Annotated in this window: 11 protein-coding genes; 3 read left to right on the top strand and 8 right to left on the bottom strand. The window is 73.2% G+C overall.

The features are described from left to right. Positions 1 to 351 precede the first annotated feature (351 nt). Positions 352 to 1794, top strand: a complete 1443-nt coding sequence (locus ACZ42A_RS19020; protein ID WP_468528355.1) for a PP2C family protein-serine/threonine phosphatase — start codon at positions 352 to 354, stop codon at positions 1792 to 1794. A 57-nt stretch (positions 1795 to 1851) separates the two neighbouring features. On the opposite strand, the gene ACZ42A_RS19015 is transcribed toward ACZ42A_RS19020, so the two are convergent. Beyond that, positions 1852 to 3348 carry a DNA-binding protein NsdB gene (locus ACZ42A_RS19015; protein ID WP_468528354.1) on the bottom strand — a complete coding sequence of 499 codons (1497 nt, stop codon included), beginning with the start codon at positions 3346 to 3348 and terminating at the stop codon, positions 1852 to 1854. Between the two features lie 244 nt (positions 3349 to 3592). Between ACZ42A_RS19015 and ACZ42A_RS19010 the strand changes: the two genes are divergently transcribed. Together ACZ42A_RS19010 and ACZ42A_RS19005 are read left to right on the top strand one after the other, a co-directional pair. After that, positions 3593 to 4732, top strand: coding sequence for an aminoglycoside phosphotransferase family protein (locus tag ACZ42A_RS19010; RefSeq protein ID WP_468528353.1), 1140 nt, complete (start codon positions 3593 to 3595; stop codon positions 4730 to 4732). A gap of 217 nt (positions 4733 to 4949) precedes the next feature. Beyond that, entirely contained in the window at positions 4950 to 6974 is a 2025-nt protein-coding gene (locus tag ACZ42A_RS19005) for an N-acetylmuramoyl-L-alanine amidase (RefSeq protein ID WP_468528352.1), read from the top strand. 9 nt (positions 6975 to 6983) lie between these two features. On the opposite strand, the gene ACZ42A_RS19000 is transcribed toward ACZ42A_RS19005, so the two are convergent. The 7 genes from ACZ42A_RS19000 to ACZ42A_RS18970 form a co-directional block, all read right to left on the bottom strand. After that, on the bottom strand, positions 6984 to 7481 hold the full coding sequence (locus ACZ42A_RS19000; protein WP_073943719.1) for a hypothetical protein: 498 nt from the start codon (positions 7479 to 7481) through the stop codon (positions 6984 to 6986). A 57-nt stretch (positions 7482 to 7538) separates the two neighbouring features. Further along, a complete protein-coding gene (locus ACZ42A_RS18995; protein ID WP_468528351.1) occupies positions 7539 to 8138 on the bottom strand; it encodes a CGNR zinc finger domain-containing protein in 600 nt (199 codons plus the stop codon). Positions 8139 to 8187: 49 nt separating this feature from the next. Further along, the gene (locus ACZ42A_RS18990) at positions 8188 to 9090 is read right to left on the bottom strand and encodes a universal stress protein (protein ID WP_468528350.1); all 903 of its coding nucleotides are present in this window, start codon (positions 9088 to 9090) and stop codon (positions 8188 to 8190) included. 149 nt (positions 9091 to 9239) lie between these two features. Further along, complete coding sequence (locus tag ACZ42A_RS18985) at positions 9240 to 9482, bottom strand: DUF397 domain-containing protein (protein ID WP_468528349.1); 243 nt, start codon at positions 9480 to 9482, stop codon at positions 9240 to 9242. A gap of 82 nt (positions 9483 to 9564) precedes the next feature. After that, entirely contained in the window at positions 9565 to 10731 is a 1167-nt protein-coding gene (locus tag ACZ42A_RS18980; protein ID WP_468528348.1) for a thiolase domain-containing protein, read from the bottom strand. Continuing rightward, a complete protein-coding gene (locus ACZ42A_RS18975) occupies positions 10728 to 11792 on the bottom strand; it encodes a thiolase domain-containing protein (protein WP_468528347.1) in 1065 nt (354 codons plus the stop codon). The genes ACZ42A_RS18980 and ACZ42A_RS18975 overlap by 4 nt, the downstream gene beginning before the upstream one ends. Further along, the gene (locus tag ACZ42A_RS18970; protein ID WP_468528346.1) at positions 11789 to 12730 is read right to left on the bottom strand and encodes a Zn-ribbon domain-containing OB-fold protein; all 942 of its coding nucleotides are present in this window, start codon (positions 12728 to 12730) and stop codon (positions 11789 to 11791) included. The genes ACZ42A_RS18975 and ACZ42A_RS18970 overlap by 4 nt, the downstream gene beginning before the upstream one ends. Positions 12731 to 12737: the final 7 nt, after the last annotated feature.

Below are 12737 nucleotides of genomic sequence, written 5' to 3'. Positions count from 1 at the left end.
TCGGGCCGGTGTGCCAGTACGAGCACGCGGACCCTCGTTACATTCTGTGATCTGCGTCACTCCGCAGAAAAGCACCGCCCCACCTAGAACAAGGGCACGTCGAACAAGTGAATGAGCGCTGCTTGCGATGCCCGGCTGTCCGTCAACTCGCGTACGGCGTCTACGACTTGCACCCTTCGATGAGGTACATCCGAGGTACGCTGGAACCGCTCCCGGAAGACTGTGGCATATGCCAGAAGCACCACCGTATCGTGTGTTGCCAAATCCCTTACAGGGCGTCGCGGGCTGTGCAACAGTCGTAGCGGTCCCACCGTCCGCCTTGGCCGAACCGTCCCCCGCATGGAGTGCGTCATGCCGTCCCATCTCTCCGCGGACCGCCCAGCCGCCCAGCCGCCAGGACGCGGCCAGGTCGACGCCCTCATCACCCAGGCGCGACGGCTCAAGGGCGACGTGGACGCCGTACGGCGGGACACCCAGAGGGACGGCACGGACGGTACGGACCCGCAGGGCCGCTGGGAACGCGCCCTGTACGACCTGGCGCTGCACCAGCTCAACGACCTCGACGAGCACTTGGCCCAGCTGCGGGACGGCCCGCCGCCCGCGCCGGCACCGGCCCCCGCGGTGCCGCCCGCCCGCTCCGCGCCGCAGTCGTCCGAGGGCGACTCGCTGCTCAGCCGGGTCGGCAGCGCCGAGTGGGATCTGCTGACCGACGCGGCCACCTGGTCCGCCGAGCTGTACGCGATCCTGGGCCGCGACCCCGCAGCTCCCCCGCTCACCCTGGACGAACTGCCGTCCCTGGTGCACGACGAGGACCGGCCGAAGCTGACCGCGATGGTCACGGGCTGCCTCGTCGACGCCCAGCGCATCGACGGCGAGTTCCGGATCGTCCGCCCCGACGGCGAGGTCCGCACCGTGCACATGATGGGCGAGCCCGTGCTCGACGCCGACGGCAGCACCGCCTCGATGTGGGCCGTGCTGCGCGATGTCAGCGCCCTGCGCCGCAGCCAGCAGGCCGTGAGCGAGACCCGTGACTCACTCCAGCGCCACCGGCACGAGGCACAGACCGAGCACCGGCTTGCGGTCGAGTTGCAGGAGGCCGTGCTGCCGCCGTGGCGCGACACCCTGCGGCTCCCGCATCAGGGTCCGTCGAGCCTGGACCTGTCGGGCCGCTATCTTCCCGCGACGACGAGCGCGCTGATCGGCGGCGACTGGTACGACGCGCTGGAACTCCCCGGCGGCGAGACGCTGCTGAGCGTCGGCGACCTGACCGGTCATGGCCCGGCCGTCACCTCCGGCATGGCGATGCTGCTGGGCGCGCTGCGCGGCATGGCGATGGCCGGCACCCGGCCGGGCCGGCTGATGGCCTGGCTCAACCAGCTGCTGGACGCCACCGTCCAGCCCGCCCTGGGCAGCGCCGTCTGCTGCCGCTACCAGCCCGAGACCCGCACCCTGCTCTGGGCGCATGCGGGACACCCCGCCCCGCTGCTGTTCCGCGACGGGACGGGGCGCAGGCTGAACACGCCGGACGGCGTCCTGCTCGGCGCGACCTCCGGTGCCACCTACGGCGAGGCCGAGGAGACCCTGGAGGTCGGGGACCTGCTCCTGCTGCACACCGACGGGCTGCTGCCCGGGCGAGCGGCGGACACGGCCGCCGTGGACCGCCTCCTCGACCTGGCACCGCGGTTCACCGCGGCGCGGACCGCACAGGACTGTGTGCGGCTGGTCGTGGAGGAGTTCGGTGAGACGGAGCGCGAGGACGACGCCTGCGTGCTCGTCGCCAGGGTGACCGCGTAGGGACGCGCGCCGCCCTGACTCCCCCTCGACGCCTGGTGCTTCCCTCAGCGATGACGGTCACGCCCGAGCGCTGCCGCCCAGCTTCCTGACCTGGTCCTTCGGCAGGGCCAGCTTGATCTCCTCCCGCAGCTCCTGGATCTTCGGGTAGGTGGCGTACTCGGCGGTGAGCCGGTACATCTGGCGCAGCCGGTCCCAGGTGCGGCGCGAGGAGTTCGAACTCATCGACACCAGTGCGAGGCGCGCGTACCCGGCCGCCTGTTCGGGGTCGTCGGCGATGAAGCAGGCTGACGCCATGGAGAGATGGTCGAAGATCTTCGACCGCTCCTGTGCGTCGACCCGCAGTGCCAGCGCCTTGTCCGCGTAGTGCTGGGCGTGCACGGCCGCTCCCGGCTCGAACTCCGCGAGCGTGCGATAGGCCAGCGCCTGCATGCCGTACAGGTCCGCCTCGTTGAACAACTGCATCCAGCTGGGCGGCGGCACATCGGCCTTGTCGGAGACGAAGAGGTCCTCCGCCTGGCCGAGGGTGCGGCGCATCGCCTGGCCCTTGCCCATGGACGCCTGGGCCCACGCCTCGATCGTGTGGAACATCGCCTGGGTGCGCGGCAGCAGCGCCGGCCCGGAGCCCGACTGCGCGAGCTTCATGAGGTCCAGGGCCTCGTCGGGCCGGCCCAGGTGCACCATCTGGCGGGCCGCCCGCGACAGCGCCTCGCCGGCCCGGGGCCGGTCACCGCCCTCTCGCGCGGCATGGGCGGCGATCACGAAGTACTTCTGGGCCGTGGGCTCCAGGCCGACGTCGTGCGACATCCAGCCCGCGAGGACGGCGAGGTTGGCCGCGACGCCCCACAGGCGCCGCTGGAGATGGGGTGGATGGTGGTAGGCGAGGATGCCGCCCACTTCGTTGAGCTGGCCCACGACCGCCTTGCGCTGGAGCCCGCCGCCGCGGGCCGCGTCCCAGGCGCGGAACACTTCGACCGAGCGCTCCAGCTCCTCGATCTCCTGCGACCCGATGGGGGCGGCCTCGTAACGGTCGAACCCAGCGGGGTCGGCGTGCAGGGGGTCGTCGAAGTCCGGAGCGTCGGCCGCCAGGGCCGGGTCGGTGTGCAGCCAGTCGTGCATGGCGCTGCTGAGTGCGGATCCCGCGGCGAGCGCGGCACCCGCGCCCACCAAGCCGCGTCGGTTGAGCATGAGGTCCATTCCCGTGAATTCGGTGAGGACCGCGGCGGTCCGTTCGGGCGCCCACGGCACTCCGTCGGGATGCTCCACACTCCCGTCGCCCTGCCGTTTCCCCGCACGCCCGTGCCGGACCAGACCAAGGTCCTCGATGGTCACGACACGGCCGAGACGCTCGGTGAACAGGGCCGCCAGCACCCGCGGCACCGGATCGCGCGGGATCTCTCCCATGTCGATCCACCGCCGCACCCGCGAGGTGTCGGTCGCCAGCTGGGGGTGGCCCATGGCCGCCGCCTGCCGGTTGACCAGCCTCGCGAGCTCGCCCTTGGACCAGCCGGCCAGGCCGAACAGGTCCGCAAGGCGGGTGTTGGGTTGTCCGCTCACGTCAAGCCCCCAGGTTCTCGGCTGAGTTGACAGTAGCCCGGTGAGAGTTGCCGGGCGACTATTCGCCAGGGTTCGCCAGGGTCCGCCAGATGGTGTGCCACTGGGCATCGGGTGTCAGGTAGGAACGCGCCACCCCGACCCGGTCGCCGCTTCATATGACGGGTGCATTCCCCAGGGTGCACCCGGACGGCCGGGCCGGGAGGCGTTTTGATGTCGCAGGCACACGAAGGGATCTGTCTCGCCCATGTACGCAGCATCGTCCTCCGTGTCCGCCCCGCCCCGGCCGCTGCACCCCCGCCCGGGTGGCGGCGGTCCCTACCTCGCCCCCGCGCGCCCGGCCTCCCCCGTGCTCGGGCAGGGCACGGCGCGGCGCGGCGGGGGTATCGGCACCCAACCGCTCAGCGGGAGACTCGACTTGTCCGGCCCTCAGGGCGCCCAGCTGCGCACGGCGATCGCGTCCGTGCACCGGATCTGCCCGGAGTTCGCGCCGGTGCAGGTGCTCCGGCGCAGCGGGCGGTCCGTGCTCCTGGTCGGCACGACCGGGCGCAGCACGGCCGTCGCCAAGTGTTTACTGGACCACTCCCCCGTCTGGGCCGAGCGGATCCGGCACGAAATAGCTGCTTACCGCTCGTTCGTCCGGCACCGCCCCCCGGTGCGGGTGCCGAGACTGATCGCGGCGGATCCGGACAACTGCACCCTGGTGATCGAGCGGATGCCGGGACGGGCGGCGGCGTTGCAACGGCACCCGGTCGAGGCCCCGCCGCGGGCGGACATCCGGGCGGCGCTGGGCGCGATCTGCCGGCTGAACGCCTGGCGGCCGCCGGCGGGCACGTTCGACGCGCCGCTGGACTACGCGGCGCGGATCAACCGCTACCACGAGCTGGGACTGCTGACCGACCGGGACCTGGGCGACCTGCAGAAGCTGCTGCACGGCATCGCCATGGCCGCCGGGCGGCAGGGCATGGGCCAGTTCTGCCACGGGGACGCGCTGCTGTCGAACGTCCTGCTCTCGCCCGCGGGACCGGTGCTGGTGGACTGGGAGCACGCGGGCTGGTACCTGCCGGGCTATGACCTGGCGGTGCTGTGGTCGGTGCTCGGGGACGCCCCGGCGGCCCGGCGGCAGATCAGCCAGATCGCGCAGTCCGCGGGCCCGGCCTCGCGGGACGCGTTCCTGGTCAATCTGATGCTGGTGCTGACGCGGGAGATCCGTACCTACGAGACGGCCGTGCAGCGTTCGATGCACGACGCGACCCCGGCGGCACCGGGACCGGCCCACCCGGGTGCTGCGCCGTCCGGCGAGGAGCAGCGGCTGCTGCTGCGGCGGCTGCACGACGACTGCCAGATGGCCCGCCGGGCCGTGCGTGCGGCGGTCGGCACTCGCTGACGGGGATGGCGGTCCGCGGCGCGCCGATGACGACGGCGCACCGCGGACCTCGCCATGTCACCGCCCGCCACCCTCATTGGTGTACGCCACTGACGCCCCGCAGGCCCGTCCCCCGCTACCGCGAAACTCCGCGTGTCCTGCGCTGACGTGGGAAATCGCAGCCTCTCTTGCATGATTGACGGACCGTCGGACAGCCGGTACCACTGTCGCACCCCGGATGCACAGTCCCGCACGGCTCATCGCGCCCGACCGTTCCAGGAGGCTGCACGTGCACAAGACCGATTCCAGGAGACCCGCAGGGCCGAGACGCGGACGGCGGACCGCCGGTGCCGTGGCCGGCGCGGCCCTGTTGCTGCCGTTGCTGGGCGCCGCCCCGGCCGAGGGCGGTGATGACGCGGCGGGCGGTCTGCAACAGGCCTTCGCGTCCGCGTCCGCAGCGTACGACGTGCCGCAGAGCGTGCTGCTCGGGGTCTCCTATCTCCAGTCCCGCTGGGACACCCACGGCGGCGCGCCGAGCGTCGTCGGCGGCTACGGCCCGATGCACCTCACCGACGCCCGTACCGCCCTGACCGGCGCGGCCCCGCACCACAGCGAGGGCACGGAGGATCCGCGCGGGGACGACTCACGCGCGCCGCTGCTGCCCACGGCCGAGGTACCGCAGAGCACGGAGCTGCCGGAGCGTCTGACGACGCTGACGAAGGCCGCGGAGCTGACCGGTCTGGCACCCGAACGGCTGCGGACCGATCCGGCCGCCAACATCGCCGGCGGTGCGGCGCTGCTCGCGGCCGCGCAGCGGGAGCTGGGCGCGCCGATGAGCACGGATCCGGCGGACTGGTACGGGGCGGTGGCCCGCTTCTCCGGCGCGGACGACAGCGCGACGGCGGCGGCGTACGCGAACGACGTCTACGACGTGCTGCGCACCGGCGGGGGGCGGTTCACCGACGCCGGGCAGCGGGTGGCCCTGCCCGCCCAGCCGGACCTCGTCCCCGACACCGGCCGGTTGCGGCAGGCGGGCCTGCGCACCGCCGACGCCGAGGGCACCGAGTGCCCGCCGACGGTGTCCTGCGAGTGGATCCCGGCGCCGTACGAGGAGTTCGGCGACAACGACTACGGCAATCACGACCTCGCCGACCGGCCGCGCTCCCAGGACATCGACTACATCGTCGTGCACGACACGGAGGGCCGCTGGGAGGGTGTCCTGCGGATGGTCCAGGACCCCACCTATGTGTCCTGGCACTACAGCCTGCGCTCCACCGACGGTCACATCGCCCAGCATGTGAAGGCGAAGGACGTGGCGTGGCACGCGGGCAACTGGTTCGTCAACACCAAGTCGATCGGGCTGGAGCACGAAGGGTTCCTCGCCTCGCCGGACGCCTGGTACACGGAGGCGATGTACCGCTCGTCGGCGCGGCTGGTGAAGTACCTGGCCAAGGAGTACGACATCCCGCTGGACCGGCAGCACATTCTCGGCCATGACACCGTGCCGGGCCCGACCCCGTCGACCGTGCCCGGGATGCACACCGACCCGGGACCGTACTGGGACTGGCAGCACTACTTCACTCTGCTCGGCCACCCGTTCGAGCCCTCGGCGGGCGTCGGCTCGGACGTCGTGACGATCCGCCCGGACTACGCCACGAACCGCCCGGAGTTCACCGGCTGCGCCGCCAAGGGCGAGCCGTGCGCGGTGCACGGCTCCAGCGCGGTGCGGCTGTACTCCGGTCCCGGGAAGCAGTACCCGCTGATCAAGGACATCGGGCTGCGTCCGGGGGGCGGCGACTCGACGACCGGCGTCAACGACATCGGCTCCCGGGTCTCCACCGGCCAGCAGTACGCGGTGGCGGAGCGCGCCGGCGACTGGACGGCGATCTGGTATCTCGGCCAGAAGGCCTGGTTCGAGAACCCGAAGAAGTCCCCGGCCGCCGTCCCGGCGAGGGGTGTCGTCGTGACGCCGAAGGCCGGTCTGACGAGCATCCCGGTGTACGGCCGCGCCTACCCGGAAGCCTCCGCCTACCCGGCGGGGGTGCCCGCCCAGCCGGTGACCCCGCTGCCGTACAAGCTGCCGGCGGGGCAGAAGTACGTCGCGGGTGACCGGCTGCCCGGCGAGTACTACTACGCGGTCACGTTCGACACCGGCTCTCACCGGGTGGTGACGGGCAAGGATCTCTACTACCAGATCCAGTACGGCCACCGGGTGGCGTTCGTGCGGGCGGCCGACGTCGAGGTGGTGCCGTCGGCCGGATAGCGCCGGGCCTCAGCCCTGCTGGAAAAGCTCCGCCGGGAGCGGCTTCAGCAGGGCGTACAGGTCGTCGGTGATGGGGCGGTCCCAGGCGGCGATGGTGACCAGGACGTTGTCGCTGCGGTCGAACTGGACGCAGGAGATCCGGCTCTCGGAGAGCTTGATGCGGCGCACGATCAGCAGGTTGTCGCCCTGCATCACCGGCACGTCCTCGGTGCCGACGACGGTCACCTCCTCGTCGTTCTCCAGCGCCAGCAGCAGCTGGGCCACCTCGAAGGGGACCTGGCCCTCGGCGACCTCGCGGGCCGGGGAGCCCTCGGGGAGGTTGCCGATGATCATCGCGGGGCCGCGGCCGCCGAACAGGTCGTAACGCAGGAAGACGCCCTGGCAGCTGCCGTCGGGGGCGGGCAGCAGGCCCGCGCCCAGATTGCCGGGCCAGTCGCCCGGGTCCATGGCCAGTACGTCGAAGTCGGGCCCGGCGGGAGTGGCGCTGCGGCGGCGGAGGAACGACATGCCGCCATGGTACGTGCCCGAGGGCGATCGGCGCCGGGCGGGCGGGGTCCGCGCGGCCTACATCCGCTGACGGTGCCGTTCGTGGTGGCGGGCGACGCGGGCGCGGTTGCCGCAGGACGGCTTGCACCACTCCTGGCGCGGGTGCTCCTTGAGGAAGTACCGCACGCAGCGGGGCGCGTGGCAGGCGCGCAGCCGCTGCCGGTCAGGGCCGGCGAGGAAGGCGATCGCGGCCTGGGCGAGGACGGCGGTCAGCTCGGGGGCGCCGTCCGCGGCCCGCCGGTGCACGGCGGGCTCGGCGCCCTCGGGCCAGTGCAGGACGGGCACGGTGGGGGTGCGGGCCGCCGCCGTGTTGAGCCGGGCGAGGGCCTCGGGGAGGGGCAGCAGCCGGGTGGCGTCGGCGGGGCTGGGCTCGCCGGGCCGTACGGCGCGGGCGAACAGCGCGCGGACGGCGGCGCGCAGCTCCCGTACGGCGGTGAGGGCGGCGGCGTCGGCGGTGAAGGCGGCGGGGTCCGGGACGGTCTCCGGGTGGGCGTGGACCCAGGCGGTGAGTCCGGCGGGCTCGGTCAGGTCGTCCGCGACCCCGCCGTTGCCGTCGTGGCGGATGGTGAGGGCGAGGTCGAGGGCGAGCCGGGCTTCGGGGCTGATCGAGTCCTGCATGCGTTAATGATATGGAGACCCCGCTTCCATTAGGTCTCCCTGGTCGGGTTCAGTCGTCGTGCGGCGTGGGCGGGACCACCGCGACCGGGCTCGGCGCGTGCAGCAGCACGGCGTGGGTCACCGAGCCGATCATCCGGGCGGGAGCGAGCAGCCGGCGGCGATGGCGGCCGACCACGGTCAGCTCGGCCCCCTGGGCGGCCGCGACGAGTTGCCCGGCCGCGTCGCCGGGCGCGACGTACGGCTCCGCGCGGACGTCGGGGTGGCGGGCGCGGTGCGGGGAGAGGAAGCCTTCGGCGAGGACGCGGATCTCGTGCTCGACGGCGTCCTGGTCGATGCCGGTGGGCAGCAGCTCGCCGGGCGTGCCGGCCCACAGCTGCACGGGCCACGGATAGGCCGCGACGACCTCGAGGCGGGCGTCGCGTAGGGCGGCCTCGGCGAAGGCGAAGCCGAGCACGGCGTCGTCGGGGCTGTCCACGTTGAGTCCGGCGACGACCCGGGGTCCGGGGGCCACCGGGACGCCGTCGAGTTCGCGTCCGGGCCGGGGCACCACGACGACCGGGCACTCGGCGTCGCGCGCGGCGGACAGCCCGTTGGAGCCGAGCAGCAGGCTGGCGAAGCCGCCGCGCCCCCGGGAGCCGAGTACGAGGAGCTGGGCCTCGGCGCCCAGTTCGGGCAGGGTGGCGCCGGGCGCGCCGTCCACGGCGACGTACTCCACCGAGACCGGGCCGGTGCGCCCGCCGAGGTGGTCGCGCGCCTGGTCGAGCACCGGGTCGCCCGCGGCCTGCGGTGGCATCGGGATCGTGATCCCGGCCGGGGCCCAGGCCGCGTACTGCCGTACGTGCACCACGCGCAGTGAAGTGCCGCGCCTGCGGGCGGCGTCGAGAGCCCAGTCCAGGGCGCGGACGCTGTCGTCCGAACCGTCGAAGCCCGCGATGACCGGCAGGGTGTCCATGGGTTCCTCACCTCCGGAATGCGATCCGCCGCTTTCCGGGGCCAGCCTGACCCAGGCGTCGGCCCCGGAACGCCGTACGGCATCGCGTGTCCGGAAAAACCGGCGGGAACCCCCCGGATCGGCCGCTCAGCCGACCGCGAACATCCCCGTCAGGTGAGGTCGAACTCGCCTTCCCGCGCCCCCGACACGAACGCTCCCCACTCGGCGGGGGTGAAGATCAGGGACGGGCTTCCCGGGCGGCCGCTGTTGCGCATGGCGATGAACCCCTCGACAAAAGCGATCTGGACATCCCCCAGTCCGCGGCTGCCGGACTGCCACTCGGCCCTGCTCAGGTCCAGCTCCGGCTTGTCCCAGCCCTTGAGCGGCTGCTGCTGGGTGGTGCTCTCGGCCACGTCCGTGCTCCTCCCGACTCGTCGTCCGCGGCCAGCCTAGCGATCGGGTCCCACGGCGGACAGGCCACGCGAGGGGGACCTTTCAGGAGCCGGGCGGCCGGTCCCCCACGAGCCACATGGCGAAGAACTGCGCGCCGCCGCCGTAGGCGTGGCCGAGCGCCCGGCGGGCGCCCTCCACCTGGTGTTCCCCGGCCTGTCCGCGCACCTGGAGCGCGGCCTCGGCGAACCGGATCATGCCGGAGGCGCCGATGGGGTTGGCGGACAGCACCCCGCCGGACATGTCGACGGGCAGGTCGCCGTCGAGTTCGGTGGCCCCGGACTCGGTGAGCTTCCAGCCCTCGCCCTCGGCGGCGAAGCCCAGGTTCTCCAGCCACATCGGCTCGTACCAGGAGAACGGCACGTACATCTCGACGGCGTCGATCTCGCGGCGCGGGTCGGTGATCCCGGCCTGCCGGTAGACGTCGGCGGCGCACTCCCGGCCGGCCCGCGGGGAGACGAAGTCCTTGCCGGCGAAGAGGGTCGGCTCGCTGCGCATGGCGCCGCCGAGCATCCAGGCCGGCGGGCGGGGCGCGCGGGCCGCTCCGGCGCGGTCGGTGAGGACCATCGCGCAGGCGCCGTCGGAGGACGGGCAGGTCTCGCTGTAGCGGATCGGGTCCCAGAGCATGGGCGAGGCCTGGACCTTCTCCAGGGTGATGTCGTGCTCGTGGAGGTGGGCGTACGGGTTCTTGAGCGCGTTGCGGCGGTCCTTGTACGCCACCAGCGAGCCGATGGTGTCGGGCGCGCCGCTGCGCCGGATGTACGCGCGCACGTGCGGGGCGAAGAAGCCGCCCGCGCCGGCCAGCAGGGGCTGCTGGAAGGGGATCGGCAGGGACAGGCCCCACATGGCGTTGGACTCGGACTGCTTCTCGAAGGCGAGGGTGAGGACGGTGCGGTGGACGCGGGCCGCGACCAGACTCGCGGCGACCAGGGCGGTGGAGCCTCCGACGGAGCCGGCGGTGTGCACGCGCAGCAGCGGTTTGCCGACGGCGCCGAGCGCGTCGGCGAGGTACAGCTCCGGCATCATGACGCCCTCGAAGAAGTCCGGCGCCTTGCCGATGACGACGGCGTCGACGTCCGCCCAGTCCAGCTCGGCGTCGTCGAGGGCCCGCCGGGCGGCCTCCCGGACCAGCCCGGCGATCGACACGTCCCGGCGGGCCGCCACATGCCTCGTCTGGCCGATCCCGACGACGGCCACCGGTTCCTTGCTCATCGTGGATCCCCTTCGAGTACGGCGACCAGGTTCTGCTGGAGACACGGGCCGGAGGTGGCGTGGGCGAGGGCGCGGTCGGAGGCGCCGCGGTGGATGCGCGCGGCGGCCTCGCCGATCCGGATCAGACCGGCGGCCATGACGGGGTTGGCGGCGAGGGCGCCGCCGGAGGGGTTGACGCACACGGTGTCGTCCAGCTTCAGGACCTTGCGCAGCAGCACCTCCTGCGAGGTGAACGGCGCGTGCAGTTCGGCGGTGTCGACGGGCCGTTCGAAGGCGCCGGCACGTTCGGCGGCCAGGCGGGTGGACGGCGAGTCGGTCAGGTCGCGCACGCCGAGGGAGTGGGCCTCGGCGCGGTGGTCGATGCCGGTGATCCAGGCGGGCCGGGCGCACAGCTCGCGGGCCCTGTCCCCGGCCGCGAGGACGACGGCGGCGGCGCCGTCGCCGATCGGCGGGCAGTCGCCGGTGCGCAGGGGCCGTACGACGTGCTCGCCGTGCGGGACCGGACCCCGCAGCTGGGCGTGCGGGTTGGCGCGGGCGTCGGCCCGGCTGCGGGCGGCGACGGCGGCGAGCGCGGGCTCGTCGGTGTCGCCCGCGTCGATCAGGGCCTGCGCCTGGAGGGCGGCGAGGGCCACCGAGTCCGGCCAGAGCGGGGCGACGTAGTACGGGTCGAGCTGGCGGGTGAGGACGTCGCGCGGGGAGCCGGGCGAGGACTTGCCGTAGGCGTAGACGAGGGCGGTGTCGGCGTCGCCGGTGAGCAGCTTGACCCAGGCCTCGTACAGCGCCCACGCCCCGTCCATTTCGACGTGTGACTCGGCGATGGGCGGCCAGGCGCCGACGCCGTCGAGGGCCATGGTGAAGGAGAAGGCGCGGCCGGCGAGGTAGTCGCTGGAGCCGGAGCAGGTGAAGCCGATGTCGCCGGTGCGCAGTCCGGTCCGCTCCAGCACCTCGTGCAGGACCGGCATCAGCATCTCCACCTCGGACAGTTCGTCGGTGGTGCGCAGATGGTCGCTCTGCGCGAAGGCGACGACCGCGATGGGGCGGACCCCGTCGGTGCGGGTCACAGCAGCTCCTTGTAGGTGTCGTAGTCCGCGTCGGGTTCGCCGGTGGGGCGGTAGTGGTCCGGGTAGCGGCTGCCGGGTGTCCACACGGGTTCGACGCGCAGGCCCATGCGCACCTGGTCATAGGGGATATCGGCGATCCGGCCGTGCAGGGCGAGGTCGGCGCCGTCGAGGGCGATGTGGGCGTAGACGTACGGGACCTCGATGTCCAGGTTCTTCGCCTTGATGTTGACGATGCAGTAGGTGGTGACGGTGCCGCGCGGGCCGACCTCGACCTGTTCGGAGGTGGCCACGCCGCAGGTGGGGCAGGCGCCGCGGGGCGGGACGTACACCTTGCGGCAGGAGGGACAGCGTTCGCCGACGGCGCGGTGGTCGGCGAGGGCGTGCAGGTAGGCGGTCTGGGCCCGGCCGGGTGAGTAGGTGTAGTCGAGGCGGGCGGGGGCGACGATGCCGGTCACGGGGTCCGCGAACTCGCCGGTGCGGCCGGCCGGTTCCTCGGGCGGGCCGTCGTACGGCTCGAAGCAGGCGATGTCCGTGATGGCGCCGGTGCGCTGTTCGGCCCAGCGAACGCGGACGCGCAGGCCGGTGCGGACGGCGTCGGGGCCGGGGGCGTCGAGGGCGTGCAGCAGGGCGGTGTCGGCGCCGTCGAGGCGGACCAGGACCCAGGCGAAGGGGGTGTCGAGGGGCTGGCCGCGCCGGGGTTCCTCGTTCCAGGCCCAGGTGGTGACGGTGCCGGTGGGGGCGACCTCCACCAGGTCGCGGATCTCCTCGGCGGTGACGGGGTCGTACTCGACGGGCGGCACGAGGGTGCGGCCGTCGGCGGTCCGTACGCCGAGGACGACGCGTTCGCGCAGGCCGGTGAGGAAGGCGCTCTGGACGGGGCCCAGGGAGCGGGTGAAGGGGAACTCGACGACGAGGGGGGCTTTGAGGACTTCGGGCATCCCGTGG

The sequence above is a fragment of the Streptomyces sp. NPDC030838 genome (assembly GCF_055572035.1).
The sequence above is the reverse complement of the archived record's forward strand: the minus strand, read 5'-3'. Positions and strand labels throughout refer to the sequence as shown.

Bases quoted from the DNA above. Each gene is read 5' to 3' on its own strand.
- ACZ42A_RS19020 (WP_468528355.1), top strand. From the start codon at position 352: ATGCCGTCCCATCTCTCCGCGGACCGCCCAGCCGCCCAGCCGCCAGGA.
- ACZ42A_RS19005 (WP_468528352.1), top strand. From the start codon at position 4,950: ATGCACAGTCCCGCACGGCTCATCGCGCCCGACCGTTCCAGGAGGCTG.
- ACZ42A_RS18995 (WP_468528351.1), bottom strand. From the start codon at position 8,138: ATGCAGGACTCGATCAGCCCCGAAGCCCGGCTCGCCCTCGACCTCGCC.
- ACZ42A_RS19010 (WP_468528353.1), top strand. From the start codon at position 3,593: ATGTACGCAGCATCGTCCTCCGTGTCCGCCCCGCCCCGGCCGCTGCAC.
- ACZ42A_RS18970 (WP_468528346.1), bottom strand. From the start codon at position 12,730: ATGCCCGAAGTCCTCAAAGCCCCCCTCGTCGTCGAGTTCCCCTTCACC.
- ACZ42A_RS19000 (WP_073943719.1), bottom strand. From the start codon at position 7,481: ATGTCGTTCCTCCGCCGCCGCAGCGCCACTCCCGCCGGGCCCGACTTC.
- ACZ42A_RS18980 (WP_468528348.1), bottom strand. From the start codon at position 10,731: ATGAGCAAGGAACCGGTGGCCGTCGTCGGGATCGGCCAGACGAGGCAT.
- ACZ42A_RS18990 (WP_468528350.1), bottom strand. From the start codon at position 9,090: ATGGACACCCTGCCGGTCATCGCGGGCTTCGACGGTTCGGACGACAGC.